A 20,139-nucleotide genomic window follows, 5' to 3' on the forward strand; every position below is an offset into this window, starting at 1 on the left:
TTATGAAAATTGATTTGCGCTCCTTTGTCCCTCATGGACTCGTAATTATTGGATTTATCATCATTTCCTTTCTGTATTGTGGCCCCGTGTTGCAAGGAAAGGTTTTGATTCAACATGATATTATGCAAGCCCAAGCGGCGGCACAGGAGAGCATTCAATTTAAAAAGTCGACGGGAACGGATGCGTGGTGGACCAACTCGATGTTTGGGGGAATGCCAACGTATCAGATTTCGGGATCTTATCCATACAGCATTTCCAGTTATTTGGGGAGTTTTATTACCAATTTATTCCCGACACCCGTGAATTTAATCATGCTTCAATTACTAGGCATGTATTTATTCTTGTGGGCGATGGGAGCTTCGCCCCTATTAGGCTTTGCGGGAGCCGTATTTTATGCCTTCGCGACCTATAATTTAGTCATTATTCCAGCAGGACATACGTCCAAAGTGTTAGCGCTTGCCTATGCACCGATGGTCCTTGCGGGAATTCGGATGTGCTGGGGAACGCGTAAATGGTTAGGTGCGGCGGTATTTGCGCTCGCAATGGCCTTGGAATTATATGCCAATCACGTGCAGATTACCTATTATTTATTCTTCATTATTGGGGCTTACAAATTGTATATGTTGGTGCACTCCTACCGAAACAAAACCTTAATCGACTGGTATAGCCGTGGATTATTGTTGGGCCTCGGTTTGATTTTAGCCATCGGAACTCACGGCATGCGTCTTTGGAATAACTATGATTATGCCAAAGAGACAACCCGTGGAAAGTCTGAATTAGCAGCTAATGCCAAACGTGGAGACGGATTAGACAGTGGTTACGCCTTTGATTGGTCTTATGGATTATCAGAAACGGGAACCTTATTGATTCCCAATTTCAAAGGTGGAGCCTCACAAGGAGACTTGGGCGGAACAAAATCTGCGACCTACAAAACGATGGTTGATGCAGGATTTCCGGAAGATCAGGTATTGGGATTTGTAGAAAAGGCACCGACCTATTGGGGAGAGCAGTCCTATACAGCTGGTCCAGCGTATGCAGGAGCTTTGGTGATCTTCCTGTTTTTATTCGGGGCATTTTTTGTCAAATCAGCCGAAAAATGGTGGATTCTTGGCATCACAACTTTGTTTTTAACGATGGCTTGGGGAAAGAATTTCCCATTGAATTATGTTTGGTTTGATTACATTCCGATGTTCAACAAGTTCCGTGCGATTACGATGGTTTTATCGTTTGTGCAGTTTGGAATGGTGAGTTTAGGTCTGATGGGATTAATCCAGTTGGCCAAACACAAACCAAGCTTCGCTGAAATCAAGAAACCGCTCCTATATGCTGTAGGACTTAGTGGCGGCTTATGTTTACTATTCGGAATTCTACCGGATCTGTTCTTCGATTTCAAAGGAGCGCAAGATGGAGCAGCCATTATACAAGATCAAGCCTTGAATACAGCGATTTGGAATAGCATCCGATTGGATCGGATTGATTTGTTCCAAGCTGATGCGTTTAGAAGTTTGGTTATAATTCTCTTGGGGGCAGCTTTGATTTATGTTGCGAGTCTTGCGAAAGTAAAGAAATCCATTTGGGTGATTGGTATTGTCTTGTTGGGAATATTTGACTTGACTCCCGTTGCCAAACGCTATTTTGGCAAGGAGGCCTTTGTATCCAAGAGCACTTTGGAGGAACAAATTCAGCCGACGGCGGTAGACCAACAAATCTTAGCCGATCATGGGACATTCCGCGTATTAAACTCGACGGTTTCTTTCATGAATGATGCGACGACAAGTTATTATCACCAATCATTGGGTGGTTACCATGCGGCTAAATTGCGTCGTTACCAGGAACTAATCGAAAAGTATTTTGCAGGTAATCCTGGCCAAATGAACGTATTGAATATGTTGAATACCAAATACATCATTGTAGCGGATTCAGCAGGTCAGCCGGCTGTACAAACCAATCCTACTGCTTTAGGAAATGCTTGGTTTGTGCAATCGATTCAGTGGGCTAAGAATGCGGACGAGGCATTAAATGGCATCGAGAAAATTGATCCGGCAAAGCAAGTCATTTTGGAAGAACAAGATCGTGCGATTATAGGTAAAGTTACATTGGATTCTACAGCAATTTCTTCGGTACAATTGCAAGAATATAAGCCGAATCATTTGACTTATACGTCAAATTCGACAAAAACAGGTTTAGCTGTATTTTCCGAAATCTATTACCGTGGCAATAAAGACTGGAAGGCTTACATCGATGGCAAGGAAGTTCAGCATGCACGTGCAAACTATGTTTTACGCAGCTTAGTGGTACCGTCAGGAAAACATACCATCGAATTCAAATTTGAGCCATATTCAGTTGAAATGGGCCAAAAAGTTGACGGCATAGCTTCCATTGGCTTACTCATATTTATCGCATTGGCCATCGGGCTGACGATTAAACAACAAACAAAAACAGACGCATGATTTATTCCATGACCGGTTTTGGGAAATCCCAAAAAGAGGCGCAAGACTTACAAATACGTGTTGAGGTGAAAACCTTGAATTCAAAGTTTACTGATATTTTTTGTCGGCTCCCCAAATTCATTTCAGCACGAGAAATTGAGATTCGTAATTTCTTGACGCAGCAATTGGAACGTGGTAAGATTGAATTAAGTGTTCAAATTCAAAAGAATCATGATGGAGCAGAGGCGAGCATCTTACCACAGGGACAGATTGCTTTGTATTACGCAGAATTGAAACGTGTGGCATCGGAATTAGGCGTTTCAAGTTTAGACGAAGGAGCCTTGTATTTGCAGGCGTTGAATGTACCTGTAAGTATCTCACAAGAGACCAAAGAAGAGAACGAAGAGGAAATTGAAGCTTTATGGCAAGTGATTTATGAGGCGATTCAAGAGGCAGTAGCGGAATGTAAGGAGTTTAGAGCACGTGAAGGCAAAATAGTCGAAGACAAGTTTAGAGAATACATTGCATCCATTGCGTCGGGTTTACAGCAAGTATCGGAACAAGATTTAGTGCGTATGCCAGGTATTCGTGAGCGGATGAAAAAGTCGCTTTTAGAATTAGGATTGAATGAAGATTTCGACAAAAATCGCTTTGAGCAAGAGGTCGTATATTACATCGAGAAATTCGACATATCGGAAGAAAAGGTTCGTTTGAATACCCACTTGGGCTATTTTATTGACATCCTTGCCGAAGGAAATGGCAAGAAACTTAACTTCATGGCGCAGGAGATTGGTCGGGAAATTAACACGATTGGATCCAAAGCGAATGACTCGCAGATACAGCGATTGGTGGTGAATATGAAAGATGAGTTAGAGAAGATCAAGGAGCAGACGGCGAATGTGCTTTGATGAGGTAAGAGGTAAGAACTAAGAGTGAAGAACTAAGAGTGAAGAAGTAGGAAGAATATAACTTATAGTGATGCGATCAAACTTTTTAATCCCTAGGCTGAAGCCTAGGGATATAAATTAACCCCAGGTTTTAACCTGGGGACTAGACAGGAAGTATCGCGTCTCTACAAAACAGGATCAGACTCGAAGTATCGCGACACTACAGTCCATTGAGCAACGCTATCCCCACACATCCCAATCCCAAACCAAGCCATTGTCGGCCTGAGAGTTTTTCCTTAAAGAATGCATAAGCGGCCAAGGCGCTCAACAAAATCACACTTAAATTGTATGTCGTTAAGACAACGGCAACGTTGTTTTGGTAGGCATCTAAGGCCTTCAATAGGAAGTAAAATGAAAAGAAATTAGGCAAACCTAAGGGAATAGCGGCCAATACAGAATTCGTATTCCAGTTTAATGTACCATTCACCGACTTCCAGATTAACACGATGGCAGAACTCGCCATGGAGCCAATCAACAACATCATAATAAACGGCAAAGTACCTCCTACCTGAGCGGTTAACGTACTATTTAAAAAACTGAAAAGCGTATTCGTAAGACCGTAAGCGACAAAAACGGCCAATAATAATGAAACAACGGGTTTAACGCCAGCTGTCGAACTTACCTGCGGACTGCAGAAATAGATTGCAGCAAAGGAGAACAACAATCCTGCTAAAATGCTAATCGAAATATCTCCTCCCGTCTTCAGAATGAACAAATTAATCAACACGGGAATCACCAACGAGATATTATTCGCCAAGGAAGTAGGCGCCATCCCATTCCGCTGTGTAGAAAATCCGGAAAGCAAAAAGGTAATTACGAACCCGATTCCCATCGCCATCAATAATCCGGTATCAGAAGCAGAAGGCCAATGAAAGGGAATCGCAGAAGGCTGGTGCAAAAATGCTGTTAAAAAACAAACAGGATAATTTAACAAAATCGCAATGCGTGTATCCACCTGAAAGCGGGCATGTGCTCTGAAATTCACAAGCAATAATACTGAGAATACAACGCTTAAAAGTAAATAAAGCATACTATGATTTTTTAACGAGATCTTCTAAAATACCTACCCATTCAGGCGAATTATTCAAGCTTTCAACCAATTGCCAATGCTCTCCGCCTGCTTCTTCGAACAATTCTTTGTACTCCTCTCCTACTTCAATCGTAGTTTCCAAACAATCCGCGACAAAGGCAGGCGAAAAGGCTAAGATTTTCTTCTTGCCTTCTCCGACTAATTTCTTGATGGTTTCATCGGTATAGGGTTGCAACCAAGGATCCCGACCTAAGCGACTTTGGAAAGCAGTCCCAAAAGTTCCAGGCTTTAAGCCCATTTCAGCCGCAATCCGACGCGTCGTTTCATGGCATTGCGCCCGATAACAACCATGGTTTTTCTCTGTAATGGTTTCGCAACAGGTTCCGAAAACACAAGTATTTTTAGAATAATCTCCCTTCCGGATATGGCGTTCTGGAACACCGTGGTAAGAGAACAAATAATAATCGAAATCAACATCCTTTTGGTAATTCGCAGCTTTGGCAGCAAAATACTTGGCAAAATCAGGATGATCATAAAAATAACTAACCAAAGATAAATCTGGCATCACTTGCCAGTCCTTCATCAATTCCATCACACGCTCATACACAGAACCCGTCGTAGCGGATGCGTATTGCGGGAAGAATGGAATAATGATAAGTTTCTTCAAGCCCTTCGATTGCATATCTGCCAAAGCAGATTTCATGTCAGGTGATTGATAGCGCATCGCTAAACGAACGTAATAACCGTCTCCTAATGAAGCCTGTAAATCACGTGCTACATCCTCTCCATAGTATTTGAGCGGTGAACCACGTTCATCCCAAAGCTCTTGATAGATTTTGGCCGATTTAGGTGCACGGAATGGAGCAATAATCCCATTAACGAGCAACGAACGAAAAATGTAAGGGATATCAATCACCCGGCCATCCATCAAAAACTCACGCAAATACTTACGAACAGCAGGGGTCTTCGGATTATCCGGCGTACCCAAATTCACTAATAAAACTCCAATCATAGCACAAATTTGGCCTAATTTATCAGAACACCCAACCTTCTGGCGTTATTTTTGTCCGTCTAGGTCCTTCGATACAAGGTGCTAAATCTTGGCAACCTGTAGAACCTGGTGGACAAGCATAGGTCTCGCCCGGTACGGGAAATACAATGGGAAACTCACCTGCAGGTATATTTGTTTTACGATCAATAATGAAAATTTTCTTGCGAACTGAGAACACATTGAATATTCCTAATACTTTTTCCGTCGGGTCACTCAATGACTTAATGTTCATACTAAAACGCGTTTCAGCGGGAACATCAAACAAAGAACCACTCGATTGCACTTGTGAAATCAAGGATTGATAAAAATTAAACGCATTTTTCGTAATCGAACGCTGCTCTAAACGGAAATAATAAGACTTCCAACCATCAAACGGAATGCGCGCAACTTGTCGGCCTACGACGCGTTGGCCATTTGTCAACACATCCGAAAACACATTTAAGTCGTTGTTGGTCGATATATCCCAGCAATTTCCATTGCAACGATAATTCAAAATTTGATCATTCGGGAATTTAGGTTGAACGCAATCCAAGGTTTTCACAAAATCGAATTTGCCACCATCTGAACATGTCGCACAGAAATCCAACTTCTCGAAATGTTTCCAATTCCACATGTAATAATCGCCTTCGGATGGAAGATCCTTAAAGTCCAAATAAACCGTAAATCCAGCACGACGTGGATCGACACGTGAATATTGATCAAAGGTCTCAAAACGATTGATGACATTCTCAATCTCTGGAACACCACGCATCGTTTCTACCGTACTTTCATACTGCTTTCCTACCAAGGTTTTGACATAAAGCTTATAACTGCCTCCCACTCTACCTTTGAAACCTGCTGGGGGGAAATAGGTCCCAAGCGGGATACCTTCCTTAAAAACGGTTTTAATACCATCTTGATCAGTCACATAAACCTCCGCTTTGACAACAGCTTGCGCTAATACGGACGTTAGTCGGTTCGCGGAATTCGTCAAACGAATCTTACACAATTCGGGATCATCGGAAATGTCAGCCTCAATCGTCATAAACGATGTGGCGTTCACTTGCACAAAATCTTTAATCGGGTTCACACAGGCCCATGTACCTAAAGCGACAAGGGAAGCGAAAAATATATATCGTAGAAAATTCAAACGCATTTCTATAAGAATTTAAAATTATAGGTAAGAGAAATAAATGGTGAAGCGAAAACGCTCAACTCATAGGCTTTCAAGCCATTTTTGGTCGATTTAAAGAAGACCGAATACGGGTTTTGACGTCCATATAAATTATAGACAGTAAAGACCCAGCTTCCTTCCCAGCGTTGCTTGCGCATCGATGGATTATTAATCGTCCATGAGAAATCTAAGCGGTGATAATCCCGCACACGATCATTATTACGCTCCGCAAACACCGGGAATTTCTTTCCACCGATCTCATAACTTCCAGAAGGCGACGAGAACGGACGGCCCGTATTGTAAGCAAATGTAAATGAGAAGCTATGGTGCGTCGTTGGCTGAATGTTTAACATCATGTTAAACGAGTGAGGCTTGTCGTAATTTGTCGCAAACCACTCACCACCATTAATCGCTTGAACTTCCGGAAAATCACCCACCATTTGATTGAAAGCTCTTGCATAAGTATAGGAAATCCAACCCGAATACTCCCCTTTCTTCTTTTGAACCATGAATTCCATACCATAAGCCTTGCTCTTACCCGTGATTAATTGGGTCTCAATGTTCGGATTCAACTGCAAATTCGCTCCCGACACAAAATCCAAGGTATTACGCACATCACGGTAATACGATTCTACCGAAGCCTCATAGACGTTATCATTGAAGGTTTTAAACAATCCCAAGGATAAGAAATCACTGACTTGGGGTTTGATGAATGAGTCGGCGGTTTTCCAACGGGACGTTGGCAATGGAGTTGTGTTATTCGACAACAATTGGAAAAACTGTTGTTGGCGATTATAACCAAACTTCATCGTCGTATTTTCAGCCAATGAATATTTCATCGTCAAACGAGGTTCTAGGCCACCATAAGATGCCATCACATCGCCATCGCCATAATTCACCTTATTCACGATTGAATTCAAGGAAGGCATTTGACCGGGCAGGTATTGATTCACGGTTCCCGCTCCAATTCGCCAGTATTGGGAATAACGTAAGCCCACTTGAACTGTTAATTTTTCATTGATTTTCCATTCATCATCAGCATAAATTCCTGCTTCGATCGATTGCTCATCCGGTAACATGACACGTGCCACACGGGAAACAACGCCATCGTTCAAAGATCCGGGCTTGATATCATAACGTGTAGCGGTTACCCCAAAATTCATTTTGTGATTTTCACGCGGTTGGTAATCAAAACTTGCCGCAATATTACGATACAGAATCGAGCTCTGTAAATCAATCGTGTTCACTGTATCAGGTGCCCATGTTTTGGTCGAATAATTCGTCAAAGAGGCGCTGATCATCATATTTAACTTATCGGAGAAATAATGATTCCAGTGAATTGAGGCATTTTTATGGCCATAATCAAAGGATGTTTGCTTCGCTATCACATTTTCAATACTGAACAAGGAATCCACGCGATAGTAATCATGACTTAAATAAGTCGAAAGTGAAATTGTATTCTTGTTATTCGGTCGGTAAAATACCTTCGTCGCTACATCCGAGAAATTCGCACGAATATTTTTCAAGTAATCTGGCGCAAACCATTTGAACATGAAGTCATTGACAGATAAACGCCCAGCTACTAAAACGGATAATTTATCTTTAATCACGGGAATTTCAGCCATAACGCGGTTGGAAACCAAACCAATCCCCCCTTGCATCTTAAACTTCTCCGTATTAGGTTCCGTCATTTTAATATCCAAAACCGCTGCGGTTCTTCCTCCAAAACGAGCAGGAATACCTCCTTTATACAATTCCAAATCCCGAATGGCATCGGATGCGAATACCGAAAACAAACCAAACATGTGTGTCGGGTTGAAAATGGGTGTATCGTCAATGAAAATTAAGTTTTGATCCACGTTCGAACCACGAATGTTTAAGCCATTCGCTCCTTCCCCAACTGATGAAACACCCGGCAAGGATTGTAAACTACGGATTACATCAACCTCTCCCATCATCGTAGGAAGTTTTTTGATTCCTTTTAAACTCAATACCGTCACACCCAAAGATGGCGTCTGAATATCGCGCTTGCTTGTTGATGCAGATACAATTACCTCTTCTAATTGTTTGGTAACGTCATTTAGCTCCACATCTAAGGTCACATCGCCCTTCAAATAGACTTTGGTACGATAAGGGTTATAGCCCACGTGGCTGTATTTAATGACCACTTCACCATAAGGTAAATAGATTCGGTAATTACCAAGACTGTCTGTATGAACCCCTGATTTCTTAAAATCAACGGATATATCAGCACTTCTAAGTGGTTCGCCTGTTTGGGCATCGATTACTTTTCCGGAAATGGAGGGTAATGAAGTGGATTGTGCTTTTAGGTCAAACATCACACAAGTGACACCTAATAGCAACATTAGGGTAATTTTTTTGATCATAGTTGATTGGTCAAATTTTGCAAACACCAATGTTACGCAAATTCTCAGACTTTTCTTACCCCATTAGCGACCAAAGGGCTGATATTGCGACGAAAAGGAGAGCAAATGGAATGAGTACTTTCCAGCAGAGGTACATGAATTGGTCTACACGAAGGCGAGGCAAAGTCCACCTAACCCACATTTGGATTGCAATTAAAACGTATGTTTTTAGCATGATCCAGCCAAAACCCCACAAAGTTGCAGCGATTGTGCCGGGTGTACCATTCGTCCAATCAGCCAAACGGACTGATCCGATATTTGGAAAAGGAGAATACCAGGCACCCCAAAATAAGATAACTCCGACAACACTGACGAGCAACATCATGCCATATTCAGACAAAAACAAAAGCGCCCAGCGCATGCCGGCATATTCCGTGTGAAACCCACCCACTAATTCTGATTCTGCTTCGGGAATATCAAAGGGTGCCCGATTGGCCTCAGCTAGCGAAGCAATAAAATACAAGATGAATAAGATAAAAAACAGTGGCATTCGAACCACATTCCAGGCTAAAACCCCACCAATCGATTGAATTTCAATCCCAAGCGATTTTAAACCAAACAAATACTGCACTTCCGAAGAAAAAATGCCTTGTTGGGCCGCAATATCCTGCAAATTCAAACTCCCTGATATAATCACCACACAGAGAATCGTTAAACCTAAAGGAATCTCAAATGAAACGAGTTGGGCGGCAGAACGAATCGCACCTAGTAAGGAATATTTATTGTTGGAAGTCCAACCGGCCAACAAAATTCCCAGGGTATCCAGTGAAACAATTCCCATCAACAACATGATACCCATCTCGGTTTGCGAGCCTTGTAACCAGGTACCTGAACTCAAAGGAACCACGGAAAAAGCACCAAAAATCGACAAGAAAATAATCCAAGGGGCAAATAAAAATAAGCGCTTTTGAGCCAAAGCAGGAACAATGTCCTCCTTTTGGAACAACTTCAATAAATCAGCAAAAACCTGCAATAAACCCCATTTACCCACTTCCATGGGACCTAAACGGTCTTGCATGAAGGCAGATAGCTTGCGCTCGACATATACGCCTATGATGACATTGACTGTCAACAAAACCAAGCATATCAGGAGCGCGATGAACATTATTGAATCGCGTTTAAAGCGTGTAAGAAATCGGCTTTCAAATCCTCAATCGATTCTAATCCCACAGCCACACGTACCAAACCATCTGTAATACCTAATGCCACTTTTTCCTCCGCGGCAATTTTCGCATGCGTGGTAGAAGCGGGATGCGTAATGATCGTTCTTGAATCCCCTAAATTCGGTGAAATGGAAGCAATCTTCAGAGCCTTACTGAAAGCAACGACTTTTTCAAATCCACCTTTGATATCCAAGGTTAAGATTCCGCCACCATATTTCATTTGGCGTTTAGCTAATTCATATTGGGGATGAGATTTCAAATAGGGATATTTCACCTGAAATAAAGCCGCATGACCATCCAAAGCTTCTGCTAATGCCAAAGCATTTTCAGAATGTTTCTGCATACGTAAGTCTAATAATTCTAAACTTTTAGAAAGCACCCAAGCATTAAATGGAGACAATGAAGGTCCTGTATGACGCGCAAAGAACCGAATTTCATCCATGTAAACTTTCTTACCACAAATGATTCCACCTAATACACGGCCTTGACCATCGATGTATTTCGTAGCTGAATGAATCACTAAATCCGCTCCTAAATCCAAAGGTGTCTGTAAAATGGGTGTTGCAAAGCAATTATCCACCGCCAACACAATATCACGACCTTTCTTTAAATCTGCCAAAGCTTTCAAGTCGATCAATTCTAAACCTGGATTAGACGGAGATTCGCAGAATAAAAATTTAGTATTCGGTTGGATGGCTTTTTCCCAAGCATTTAAATCAGCTCCAGGAACAAACGTACATTCGATTCCCCATTTGGCAGTAATCTTTGTTAAGATCTGGATACAAGACCCAAACAATGCATTGGAAGCCACAATGTGATCACCTGCTTTTAATAATCCGGCCATCGATGCAAAAATTGCAGCCATCCCAGTTGAGAAGGCTAAGCCATCTTCCGCATTTTCCAACATCACCATTTTCTCTACGAATTCATCCACATTGGGATTCATGTAGCGAGAATAGATATTTCCCGACTTCTCTTCAGCGAAAATAGCGCGACCTTCTTCAGCATCTTCGAATGTGAAACTCGAGGTTAAATAAAGAGGGACAGAATGTTCACGGTTATGAGAACGTTCGGCTTGAATACGGATAGCTTTTGTTTGTTTTTGCATCAGGCTGTAAAATTAATCTACAAAAGTAATAGAATAGTGGGAAAACGCGTCAATTCCGCATTCAGTATTTTTTGCCCTGATGCTAGCCCACAGCCAAACAGAATTATTTAAAGATTAATGAGTAAATTTCAGCGTTGAGCTTCCTTTAGCTAACAATAAAAAAGAACTATGAAAAAACAATTACTCTATGCTTTGAGCGTCGCGCTCATGTGCATTTCAATCGAATCAAATGCCCAAAAATGGACAAATTTATTCGATGGAAAAACCTTCAAAGGTTTCAAACAATTAGGTGGAACCGCGAAATATGAAGTCAAAGATGGCGTGATGGTGGGAACAACCGTTCCGAATACCGGCAACTCATTTATGGCCACCGAACAAGAATACGGGGATTTTATTTTGGAAGTAGATGTAAAAGTCGACAACAAAATGAACTCAGGCATTCAATTCCGTAGTCTTTCGGTCCCAGAATATCAAAATGGACGTGTTCATGGTTACCAAGCAGAAATCGACCCTTCTACACGTGGATGGTCAGGCGGAATTTACGATGAATCTCGTCGGGGCTGGTTATCTCAAAATGAACTAAAACCCGAAGCGAAAAAAGCATTCAAATTAGGAGATGTTTGGAATCATTACCGCATCGAGGCGATTGGAACTACGATTCGCACATGGATTAATGACGTTCCTGTGACTTATTTAGTTGACGATATGACTGCCAAAGGTTTCATCGCATTCCAAGTTCATGCCATTTATGCCGACATGAAACCGGGCATGCAAGTGATGTGGAAAAATATCCGCATTCAAACAGGAAAAGACATGCAACCTCGTCCATTGGATGGTAAAACGGTTGTGGACAACTATATGTTGAACAATTTATCTGAGCAAGAAAAATTAGAAGGCTTCAAATTATTGTTCAATGGAAAAGATTTAACGGGTTTCCGTTCAGCATTCAAGACTACGGCACCTCCATCTGTTTGGACGGTTGAAGATGGGACATTACATGTAAATTCTTCTGGTGGTAAAGAATCCGTGAATGGTGGAGACATCTTAACGAATGAACAATTTGGTGCATTTGAATTAACCTTTGACTTCAAATTAACGGAAGGTGCGAATTCAGGAGTTAAGTATTTCGTAAATGAAACCTATGATTCGGGGATGTCGGCAATCGGCCTAGAATATCAGGTTTTAGATGATGCCAAACACCCAGATGCTAAATTAGGAACTGTGGGAAATCGTACCTTAGCGAGTCTGTATGACATCATTCCTTCAAACAAATTAGACCCTCGTTTCCAACGGAAAATTGGCGAATGGAATCAAGGACGCATCATTGTGTATCCAAACAACATTGTCCAACATTGGTTGAACGGTTTTAAAGTGTTGGAATACGAGCGCAAAAGCAATATTTTCAAAGTACTCGTGGCACACAGCAAGCATGCAAAATGGAATGGATTTGGCATGCAAGATAAAGGCCCTATCTTATTTCAAGAGCACGGGGATTCCGTGTTTTACAAAAACATCAAAATCAGAGAAATTAACTAAATCTTACCATGGAAAGAAGATTATTTATTCAAAAAGGAGCTTTGGCGACACTGGGAACACTCGCTTTTAGTGCAAAATCATACAGTAAGATTATTGGAGCAAACGACCGTGTTCGCGTGGCATGTGTTGGTTTCTCCGATCGTCACCGTGCATCACATGTGCCACCATTCAAAGCTTTGGCGAAAGGCATGAACTTTGAAATGGTTGCACTTTCGGATCTTTGGAACCGCAGACGTGATGAAGGAAAGGCATATTTAGAAAAAGAATTAGGGGGAACAATTCAGACTTATCGTAACAATGAGGAATTGTATTCTGCCAAAGGCATTGATGCGGTATTCATTTCCACGGCGGATTTCCAACATGCTTTGCATACCATAGAAGCGGTAAAAGCAGGTTGTGATACGTACACGGAGAAGCCATTGGCAGAAACGATGGAAGATAACCGTGCGGTATTGAAAGCGGTAAAAGAATCAGGTCGTATTGTTCAAATTGGTTCACAGCGCCGTTCAGGAGAAAACTACTGGGCAGCAGAAGAATTTATCAAATCAGGTAAATTCGGTGATATCAAAATGGTGGAATTGATGTGGAACGTAAACCAACCGGGTCGTTGGAGACGCCCTGAATTGACTAGCATCTTGAAGGAATCCGATATCGATTGGAAGCGATTCTTGATGAACCGTCCAGCAGATACGTTTGATCCACGTAAATATTTAGAATACCGTTTATTCTGGCCATATTCATCAGGAATTCCGGGCCAATGGATGTCACACCAAATTGATACCGTTCACTGGTTTACAGGCTTAAAGCATCCAAACTCAGTGGTTGCTAATGGTGGAATTTACCAATGGAATGACGGTCGGAAAAATGCCGATACCATGACTGTGGTATTCGATTATGGCCAAGGAAACAAAGGATTCCAAGTACAGTTTACCTCTCGTTTCTCGAATTCGGCAGGTGGCACGAAAGAGATTTACTACTCAAATGGGGGTGAATTGAATTTGGATACCAATACCATTTCTCCAAACGGAGGTTTGCGTGAGCGTGAGGCGAAAGCGATGGGCTTGCAGGCGAACTTATTACCGACAATGAAAATTGAGGGTGCAAAAGTAGCGACTGATGCAGATACAGGAGGAGATGTTTTAACGTTCAACCACGTGAAAAACTGGATGGAGTGTGTTCGTTCTCGCAAAACTCCTAATGCTCCGATTGAAGCAGGTTACCAACACTCGATCGCAACGATTATGTCGAATGCCGCTTATCGCACAGGCCAACGCGTTACTTTTGATGAAAAGACGCAAGAGGTGATGGCGGGAGATAAAATCTTTAAGTATTAGTTAAGAGGTAAGAGGTAAGAGTTATAAAGTCCGAAGTCGAAAGTCCGAAGGTTGCATATACACCTTAAGGCTTTAGGCTTCGGATTTTTTATTAGACGTTGGACATTCAACTCTTGTATTTTTGAATTCAATAATTGAATAAGTTCTTTAGACTATAATTTTAGAACCCTTACTTCTATTGCACCTCCAACACAAAGTTTGCAGATTTCCTAAAGTAGTTAAACCTCCCCTAGAAATAGGTATAATGTGGTCAATTTCTAGAAGTAAATTGGGTTCATTTATTATTCCATTACCACAAGAACGACACATAAATTTATCCCTTTCCTTAATATAAGTTCTTAATATACTTGTCATTAAAGACCTTTGGCCCTTAGATGAATTTATATAGTCAATTTTATTATTAATGAATTGAATAAAATCATTAAGATTTTTAATATCAAAAATAATATTTGACTTCATTGAACTATTACCTCCTGATGAAACATATTGAAATGTAAACGTTGGAAAATAAGAAGTACTTAAATCAATTTGGAGAAAGCCTAAGTTTTCAATTAATCTTTGCTTGTAATAAGTAATTATTAATCTAGGGATTTCATTTTCTATACTATCCAAAATTTCTTTTCTTTCTTTTAGCAATATTTTTTTTCCTTCCTCTGCTGATGAAAAATTATTTAAAAGCTCTCCGAACTTATTAAGTGTATCCTCATTAATATCAATCTTGAAATATTTGCACAAATATTTAAACGGTTCATTTGCCGCATTTCTACAAATTGATAATGAGCAATTGTAAACTTGATTGCTTTTATGCATTTTTTTCAATTCCCTTCTTTGAAAACTGTATTTACTGGTATCAATCATACCTGCAATGCCATAACTTTGATTTTGAAAGTCAAAATATGAGTTTTTCAATTCTTCTATATGGCGATTTAAATCGTTACAATTTTGAATATGGCTGTCAATTCCATCTTTTATTGCTAAAAACTTACCCCCTTTAAAATAAAGAAAGACAAACAGTTCAACTGATCCATAAACTAATGCAATTATTAATATTAAAATGAAGAGATTAACATCAAATAACCAACTTAAAATAATAAGCGCATAGAGGTAAACCAAATATTTTCCCCATCCCAATCTTGCCCAAATACTTTTCATATTTTAAATTAATTAAATATCAATTTATATGATTGTCACCAAAAAATATAGTCGTTTTTATTTTTTTTTACTTTTTCATGTAATTTCAAAGCAAACAATCCAAACACAATGAAATCAAACTTAAAAGACATATTCTTTTTTCTAGCTAGTATAATTGCATTGTATTTACTTTTTGACATTTCACAAAATGGTAGATATGTTATTACAGAAAATCGGGATTTACTTGATACAAGAAATGGTAAAATCTATTTTAATTATTTGAAAGAAAAGAGAATTCCCGGTAAACCAGAGTATTATTGGGTTTTAAAATACGAAGAAGTTAAGTAACTGTTAAATAACGAACTGTTAATTGATAATTTGAAAGAATTCAGAATATTTCGAATACATATATTTAGAAGTAGTATCTATCAAATTGTGTAAATAGAGAATCTTTATTCCTTTTATTTTTCAATATGTTCAATATCAATATTCAGAAAAAAAAAGCCTGCATCAAACGTCCAAAGTCCAAAGTCCAACGTCTATCTTTCCATTTGCCTTGCGTTATTGTTTTAACTATCTTGCAACAAATACGTATTTCCACACATGGCTCAAATACCCACGCAATCTAAGAAGGACTTAATCACACACATCGCGATATTAATCTCGTTGTTTCTTGTGTTATTCTTTGGCTTTTTCTTTGTGTATTTACCTTGGAGTACGCACCATGGCGAAACGATTCAAGTGCCTAATTTGAAGGGCATGACGGTCGACAAAATGGAAGAGGCCATTGATGCCAATGACTTATCTTACGAGGTAGCTGATTGCACGTATACGGCTGATAAACCTCCATTGACAGTTTTATCCCAATATCCTTTGCCAAATGCTTTAGTAAAATCAGGTCGTAAAATTTACATTACGATTAATTCAGAAACACCGCCTACGATTAAGTTGCCAACTTTAGTTGGATTGTCGGTTCGCAGTGCGGAGCAACAATTATACATTGCTGGCTTGCGCAAAGGAATAGTGCATGAGGTGAATGACCCGCGTGTGAAGGAAGTTATTGAAGTTCAAGCCTTTGGCAAAAAAATAGAAGCTGGCGCAAGTATCCCAAAAGGCACGATGGTCGATTTATACATTGGAAATGGTACGGCGGATGTCGACATGGAGATTCCAGATTTTGTAGGTAAGCCGATGGATGAAGTGACCATTGTTTTGGCAGGAATGAATTTAAAAGTGGGTAAAATCACCTACGAAGCGAATGACTCATTTCCCGCAGGAACTGTCTTTAAACAGAGCTGTGCGACTTGCGAAGGAACAAGTGTTAAACCTGGCGACCTGATCGACCTTTGGGTTGTGGGTGGCGAAGATCAATAATCATGGATATTACAATTGAAGAATTAAAAGAGCGTTTGGACAAAGGGGAAAACTTGAACCTCATCGATGTCCGCGAAGAATATGAATTCGATGAATTCAACATCGGGGCAAAACTGATTCCTTTGGGCGAATTGCCTGACCGTTTGGAAGAAATCGAAGCCTGGAAAGGCCAAGAAATTTTAGTGCATTGTCGTTCTGGCGCACGTTCAGGTCGTGCCAAAGAATATTTAGAAAGCGAAGGTTTCACGAATGTTCGCAACGTATTAGGTGGCATGCTCGCTTGGCAAGCCGCTGGATATTAAGATGGAATCCATTTCCGCGAACGATTTCAAGGAACATTTATCCGCTCTTTCCCTGTTGGACATTCGAACGCCCAGGGAACGAGCGGATTTTGATTTAGGGGGTATCCACATCCCTTTGGATGATTTATTAACGCGCATCCAAGAATTAAATCCCACGATTTTATACACCGTCATCTGCTACAACGGAACCCAAAGCCAAATCGCCTGTCGGCTGTTAACGGCCAAAGGTTATCTCGCCCAAAATGTCACAGGTGGTCTAGAAGCTTATTTAAGCTTGCCTTGAATGTAATTGAAAGCTTTATCGGGATGCACAAACTCGAAATCATCCTGATGACGGAACCAGGTTAATTGTTTTTTGGCATAATGCCTAGAGTTTCGCTTCAACAAACGAACCATTTCGGCTTCGTCATACTCACCTCGGAAAAAACCATATACTTCTTTGTAGCCTAAGGTTTTTAAGGCGTATCGGTCCTGAAAAGCCTCAAAATCTTTGGCTTCTTGAACTAATCCGTCGGCCAACATCATATCCATGCGCAAGTCGATTCGCGCATACAATTCCTCACGCGGTCGGTCTAGGCAGATCTTAATCATCTCAAAAGGACGATCGGCTTTTTGCTGATTGCGGAATGACGTGTAGGATTTGCCAGTAGATAAACATACTTCCAAAGCCCGCACAACCCGTTGGGGATTCTGCGAATCCACTTTCGTGGCATATTCAGGATCTAAGGACTGAAGTTGAGTGAAGAGTTTTTCCAAACCATCCGTTTCCAAAGCAAGCATCAGGTTTTCCCGTAGATTTAAATCCACATCGGGCATATCATCCAAACCTTCCATGAGGGCCTTTAGGTATAAACCTGAACCTCCAGTCAAGATGACAATATCATGTGTTTGGAATAAATCCGTCAGGACTTTCAGGGCCTCACGCTCGAAATCACCCGGGGAAAAATAGTCGTGAATGGAATGAGAATCAATGAAATGATGCTTGACACCACCCTGTTCATCTCGACTGGGTTTTGCGGTACCAATGCTCAATTCTTGGTAAAATTGCCGAGAATCGGCGGAGATGATTTCGGTATGAAAACTTTTGGCCATTTCGACACATAAAGCTGTTTTGCCAACAGCCGTAGGACCCGCAATGACCAAAAGTGTTTTTTTCATCTTAATATGTATTCTTTTTGCCGTACCATTTACGGCCAGCTTTTGCTTTATCGAACGAACGCGGATTATCGGCAGGTTTCGCTGCAGCTCCAGGTCCAGCAGGTTTTCCTCCACGATTTGGAGGTCCTTGTTTGGCTTTTTTCTCGATTGTTAAAACCTTCATCGGGTAACGATGCGCTTCCACAACAGGAACTTTCTTGCCTATAACCTTTTCAATATCCTTCAAATAGGCTTTTTCCTCAATATCACAGAAGGAAATGGCAGTACCATTGGCACCCGCACGCCCTGTCCGACCAATCCGGTGAACATAGGTTTCTGGGATATTCGGTAATTCAAAATTAATGACATATTCCAAATCATCCACATCAATACCACGCGCGGCAATATCGGTCGCAACTAATACACGCGTTGTTTGAGCCGTAAAGTTTTTCAATGCCGTTTGACGTGCATTTTGGGATTTATTTCCGTGAATCGCTTCAGCTTTGATACCAGCTTTCAATAGTACCTTGACAACTTTATCGGCACCATGTTTTGTCCGTGTGAAAACCAGGGCAGTTTTGATTTTGATATCTTCTAGGATATCGAGCAATAAGGTATTCTTGTTGTTTTTGTCAACAAAATAAACTGACTGATTGATGATTTCAACTGTCGAAGAAACAGGCGTAACAGATACCTCAGCAGGGTTTCGCAAAATAGACGCGGCCAATTGAACGATTTCTGGAGGCATGGTTGCCGAGAAAAAGAGCGATTGTCTTTGACGAGGCAATGCAGCTAATAGTTTTCTTACATCATGAATAAAGCCCATATCGAGCATACGATCAGCTTCATCAAGAACGAAATATTCGACATTGGCAATCGACAAATGTTTTTGATTCATCAAATCCAATAAACGACCTGGAGTAGCAATAACCACATCGACTCCGGCACGAAGGGCGGAAACTTGTGGACTCTGCCCTACTCCGCCGAAAATAACGGTATAGTTCAAGGAAGTGTGACGTGCATAAGCTTTAAAGCTTTCGCCAATTTGAATCGCTAACTCACGTGTGGGAGTTACGATTAAGGCACGAATTTTTTTTGGTTTTTGGAAGGTTTGCTTGGCATCCATTAATTGGATGATGGGCAAAGTAAAAGCAGCAGTTTTTCCAGTACCTGTTTGGGCACAACCTAATAGGTCGGTGCCTTTTAATACAATCGGAATCGCTTGTGCTTGAATGGGTGTTGGGTTCGTATAACCCTCCTCGTTGAGTGCCTTTAAGATCGGCTCAATGAGGTGTAACTCTTGAAATGTCATATTAAAATGAGAATGTGTGCTTATGAGTAATAACTGGAAATAACAAGCATTCTCATAATGATGCCGCAAGTTACGGCTTTATTTCCGCATTTCGCGCTTTCGGCCTTCAGCCGCGCGCGGTGGGTAACGCTGCCGGGGTCATGACCCCGGCAGCGTGGCTGTTAACTTGCGAACGTTTTTTTTCGGACATAAATTGTCCAATAACTTGATAATCTACAACCGAACTGCGGCTTGAATTTCTTCGGATTTTTGGGTCCCAATTAATAGCTTCTCACCCGATTTGAAGATTAATTGAAGCCCTTGATTTCCCGAAACATTATACACTTTCCCTTGTCCATTAAAACCATATTTAATTCCCCAGCCACCATATTCCATCAAGGGGCTGTAAGTTCGAACCTGAGCTGATTCAATCGAATCCCACGGATAAAATTGTTCTTTGAAGTGAAAGGGAACAAAACGCACATGAACTCCATCAGTGCTAACGCGCGTCGTTAAACGCATCTGCCAAAACAAAATTGGTAATCCTAATGCGATAAAACCTGTGACAAAATAGGCCACATTTGTTTGGGGCGGCTCCTGAACAAACGCGTAGATCATTGAGCCCCATGTCCCTATCAAGATCAACCACAACCACCATTGCGTAAAGCGTTGGGTTTCTTTAAAATCAGTCATTTTTCGAATAATTTGAGAGCGTAATTTTAGCTAA

At 40.9% G+C, this 20,139-nt stretch carries 18 protein-coding genes; 8 read left to right on the plus strand and 10 right to left on the minus strand.

What is annotated here, in order from left to right; genetic code table 11:
- The first annotated feature begins 2 nt into the window (after nt 1-2).
- Nucleotides 3-2,450, plus strand: coding sequence for a YfhO family protein (locus SKC38_RS11105; protein ID WP_377977214.1), 2,448 nt, complete (start codon nt 3-5; stop codon nt 2,448-2,450).
- Nucleotides 2,447-3,337: a YicC/YloC family endoribonuclease gene (locus SKC38_RS11110; RefSeq protein WP_377977215.1), complete on the plus strand. Its 891-nt coding sequence runs from the start codon at nt 2,447-2,449 to the stop codon at nt 3,335-3,337. The genes SKC38_RS11105 and SKC38_RS11110 overlap by 4 nt, the downstream gene beginning before the upstream one ends.
- Before the next feature lie 199 nt (nt 3,338-3,536).
- Here SKC38_RS11110 and SKC38_RS11115 read toward each other — a convergent pair whose 3' ends face one another.
- The 6 genes from SKC38_RS11115 to SKC38_RS11140 form a co-directional block, all read right to left on the minus strand.
- Nucleotides 3,537-4,406, minus strand: a complete 870-nt coding sequence (locus SKC38_RS11115; protein ID WP_377977216.1) for an EamA family transporter — start codon at nt 4,404-4,406, stop codon at nt 3,537-3,539.
- 1 nt (nt 4,407) lies between these two features.
- A complete protein-coding gene (hemH, locus tag SKC38_RS11120; RefSeq protein ID WP_377977217.1) occupies nt 4,408-5,418 on the minus strand; it encodes a ferrochelatase in 1,011 nt (336 codons plus the stop codon).
- Nucleotides 5,419-5,440: 22 nt separating this feature from the next.
- Nucleotides 5,441-6,592, minus strand: coding sequence for a DUF4249 domain-containing protein (locus tag SKC38_RS11125; RefSeq protein WP_377977218.1), 1,152 nt, complete (start codon nt 6,590-6,592; stop codon nt 5,441-5,443).
- A gap of 2 nt (nt 6,593-6,594) precedes the next feature.
- Entirely contained in the window at nt 6,595-8,976 is a 2,382-nt protein-coding gene (locus tag SKC38_RS11130) for a TonB-dependent receptor (protein WP_377977219.1), read from the minus strand.
- Between the two features lie 76 nt (nt 8,977-9,052).
- On the minus strand, nt 9,053-10,141 hold the full coding sequence (locus SKC38_RS11135; protein WP_377977220.1) for a complex I subunit 1/NuoH family protein: 1,089 nt from the start codon (nt 10,139-10,141) through the stop codon (nt 9,053-9,055).
- Nucleotides 10,141-11,307: a trans-sulfuration enzyme family protein gene (locus SKC38_RS11140; RefSeq protein ID WP_377977221.1), complete on the minus strand. Its 1,167-nt coding sequence runs from the start codon at nt 11,305-11,307 to the stop codon at nt 10,141-10,143. Before SKC38_RS11140 ends, SKC38_RS11135 begins: the two co-directional genes overlap by 1 nt.
- A 168-nt stretch (nt 11,308-11,475) precedes the next feature.
- Here SKC38_RS11140 and SKC38_RS11145 point away from each other — a divergent pair, with 168 nt between their 5' ends.
- Complete coding sequence (locus SKC38_RS11145; RefSeq protein ID WP_377977222.1) at nt 11,476-12,843, plus strand: 3-keto-disaccharide hydrolase; 1,368 nt, start codon at nt 11,476-11,478, stop codon at nt 12,841-12,843.
- 8 nt (nt 12,844-12,851) lie between these two features.
- A complete protein-coding gene (locus SKC38_RS11150) occupies nt 12,852-14,177 on the plus strand; it encodes a Gfo/Idh/MocA family protein (protein ID WP_377977223.1) in 1,326 nt (441 codons plus the stop codon).
- Nucleotides 14,178-14,324: 147 nt separating this feature from the next.
- Here the strand turns inward: SKC38_RS11150 and SKC38_RS11155 are convergent, their stop codons facing one another.
- Nucleotides 14,325-15,329, minus strand: a complete 1,005-nt coding sequence (locus tag SKC38_RS11155) for an HNH endonuclease (RefSeq protein ID WP_377977224.1) — start codon at nt 15,327-15,329, stop codon at nt 14,325-14,327.
- Nucleotides 15,330-15,437: 108 nt separating this feature from the next.
- On the opposite strand from SKC38_RS11155, the gene SKC38_RS11160 reads away from it, so the two are divergent.
- The 4 genes from SKC38_RS11160 (at nt 15,438) to SKC38_RS11175 (ending at nt 17,267) form a co-directional block, all read left to right on the plus strand.
- Entirely contained in the window at nt 15,438-15,656 is a 219-nt protein-coding gene (locus tag SKC38_RS11160) for a hypothetical protein (RefSeq protein ID WP_377977225.1), read from the plus strand.
- 255 nt (nt 15,657-15,911) lie between these two features.
- Nucleotides 15,912-16,682 (plus strand): PASTA domain-containing protein, encoded by a 771-nt coding sequence (locus SKC38_RS11165; protein WP_377977226.1) that lies wholly within the window; start codon nt 15,912-15,914, stop codon nt 16,680-16,682.
- A gap of 2 nt (nt 16,683-16,684) precedes the next feature.
- A complete protein-coding gene (locus tag SKC38_RS11170; RefSeq protein WP_377977227.1) occupies nt 16,685-16,984 on the plus strand; it encodes a rhodanese-like domain-containing protein in 300 nt (99 codons plus the stop codon).
- A 1-nt stretch (nt 16,985) separates the two neighbouring features.
- Complete coding sequence (locus SKC38_RS11175) at nt 16,986-17,267, plus strand: rhodanese-like domain-containing protein (protein WP_377977228.1); 282 nt, start codon at nt 16,986-16,988, stop codon at nt 17,265-17,267.
- Here the strand turns inward: SKC38_RS11175 and miaA are convergent.
- The 3 genes from miaA to SKC38_RS11190 all read right to left on the minus strand — a co-directional run bounded on the left by miaA (nt 17,249) and on the right by SKC38_RS11190 (nt 20,105).
- Nucleotides 17,249-18,142 carry a tRNA (adenosine(37)-N6)-dimethylallyltransferase MiaA gene (gene miaA, locus SKC38_RS11180; protein ID WP_377977229.1) on the minus strand — a complete coding sequence of 298 codons (894 nt, stop codon included), beginning with the start codon at nt 18,140-18,142 and terminating at the stop codon, nt 17,249-17,251. The two genes, SKC38_RS11175 and miaA, sit on opposite strands and share 19 nt — an antisense overlap.
- Before the next feature lies 1 nt (nt 18,143).
- The gene (locus tag SKC38_RS11185; protein WP_377977230.1) at nt 18,144-19,433 is read right to left on the minus strand and encodes a DEAD/DEAH box helicase; all 1,290 of its coding nucleotides are present in this window, start codon (nt 19,431-19,433) and stop codon (nt 18,144-18,146) included.
- A 213-nt stretch (nt 19,434-19,646) separates the two neighbouring features.
- The gene (locus SKC38_RS11190) at nt 19,647-20,105 is read right to left on the minus strand and encodes a hypothetical protein (protein ID WP_377977231.1); all 459 of its coding nucleotides are present in this window, start codon (nt 20,103-20,105) and stop codon (nt 19,647-19,649) included.
- Nucleotides 20,106-20,139 lie beyond the last annotated feature (34 nt).

The organism is Aquirufa echingensis (assembly GCF_042714525.1).
GTDB lineage: Bacteria > Bacteroidota > Bacteroidia > Cytophagales > Spirosomataceae > Aquirufa > Aquirufa echingensis.

Coding starts and splice junctions, on each gene's coding strand:
- miaA (WP_377977229.1), bottom strand. CDS start 18,142: ATGAAAAAAACACTTTTGGTCATTGCGGGTCCTACGGCTGTTGGCAAA.
- SKC38_RS11160 (WP_377977225.1), top strand. CDS start 15,438: ATGAAATCAAACTTAAAAGACATATTCTTTTTTCTAGCTAGTATAATT.
- SKC38_RS11150 (WP_377977223.1), top strand. CDS start 12,852: ATGGAAAGAAGATTATTTATTCAAAAAGGAGCTTTGGCGACACTGGGA.
- hemH (WP_377977217.1), bottom strand. CDS start 5,418: ATGATTGGAGTTTTATTAGTGAATTTGGGTACGCCGGATAATCCGAAG.
- SKC38_RS11135 (WP_377977220.1), bottom strand. CDS start 10,141: ATGTTCATCGCGCTCCTGATATGCTTGGTTTTGTTGACAGTCAATGTC.
- SKC38_RS11145 (WP_377977222.1), top strand. CDS start 11,476: ATGAAAAAACAATTACTCTATGCTTTGAGCGTCGCGCTCATGTGCATT.
- SKC38_RS11185 (WP_377977230.1), bottom strand. CDS start 19,433: ATGACATTTCAAGAGTTACACCTCATTGAGCCGATCTTAAAGGCACTC.
- SKC38_RS11125 (WP_377977218.1), bottom strand. CDS start 6,592: ATGCGTTTGAATTTTCTACGATATATATTTTTCGCTTCCCTTGTCGCT.
- SKC38_RS11170 (WP_377977227.1), top strand. CDS start 16,685: ATGGATATTACAATTGAAGAATTAAAAGAGCGTTTGGACAAAGGGGAA.
- SKC38_RS11110 (WP_377977215.1), top strand. CDS start 2,447: ATGATTTATTCCATGACCGGTTTTGGGAAATCCCAAAAAGAGGCGCAA.
- SKC38_RS11155 (WP_377977224.1), bottom strand. CDS start 15,329: ATGAAAAGTATTTGGGCAAGATTGGGATGGGGAAAATATTTGGTTTAC.
- SKC38_RS11115 (WP_377977216.1), bottom strand. CDS start 4,406: ATGCTTTATTTACTTTTAAGCGTTGTATTCTCAGTATTATTGCTTGTG.
- SKC38_RS11190 (WP_377977231.1), bottom strand. CDS start 20,105: ATGACTGATTTTAAAGAAACCCAACGCTTTACGCAATGGTGGTTGTGG.
- SKC38_RS11140 (WP_377977221.1), bottom strand. CDS start 11,307: ATGCAAAAACAAACAAAAGCTATCCGTATTCAAGCCGAACGTTCTCAT.
- SKC38_RS11175 (WP_377977228.1), top strand. CDS start 16,986: ATGGAATCCATTTCCGCGAACGATTTCAAGGAACATTTATCCGCTCTT.
- SKC38_RS11130 (WP_377977219.1), bottom strand. CDS start 8,976: ATGTTGCTATTAGGTGTCACTTGTGTGATGTTTGACCTAAAAGCACAA.
- SKC38_RS11105 (WP_377977214.1), top strand. CDS start 3: ATGAAAATTGATTTGCGCTCCTTTGTCCCTCATGGACTCGTAATTATT.
- SKC38_RS11165 (WP_377977226.1), top strand. CDS start 15,912: ATGGCTCAAATACCCACGCAATCTAAGAAGGACTTAATCACACACATC.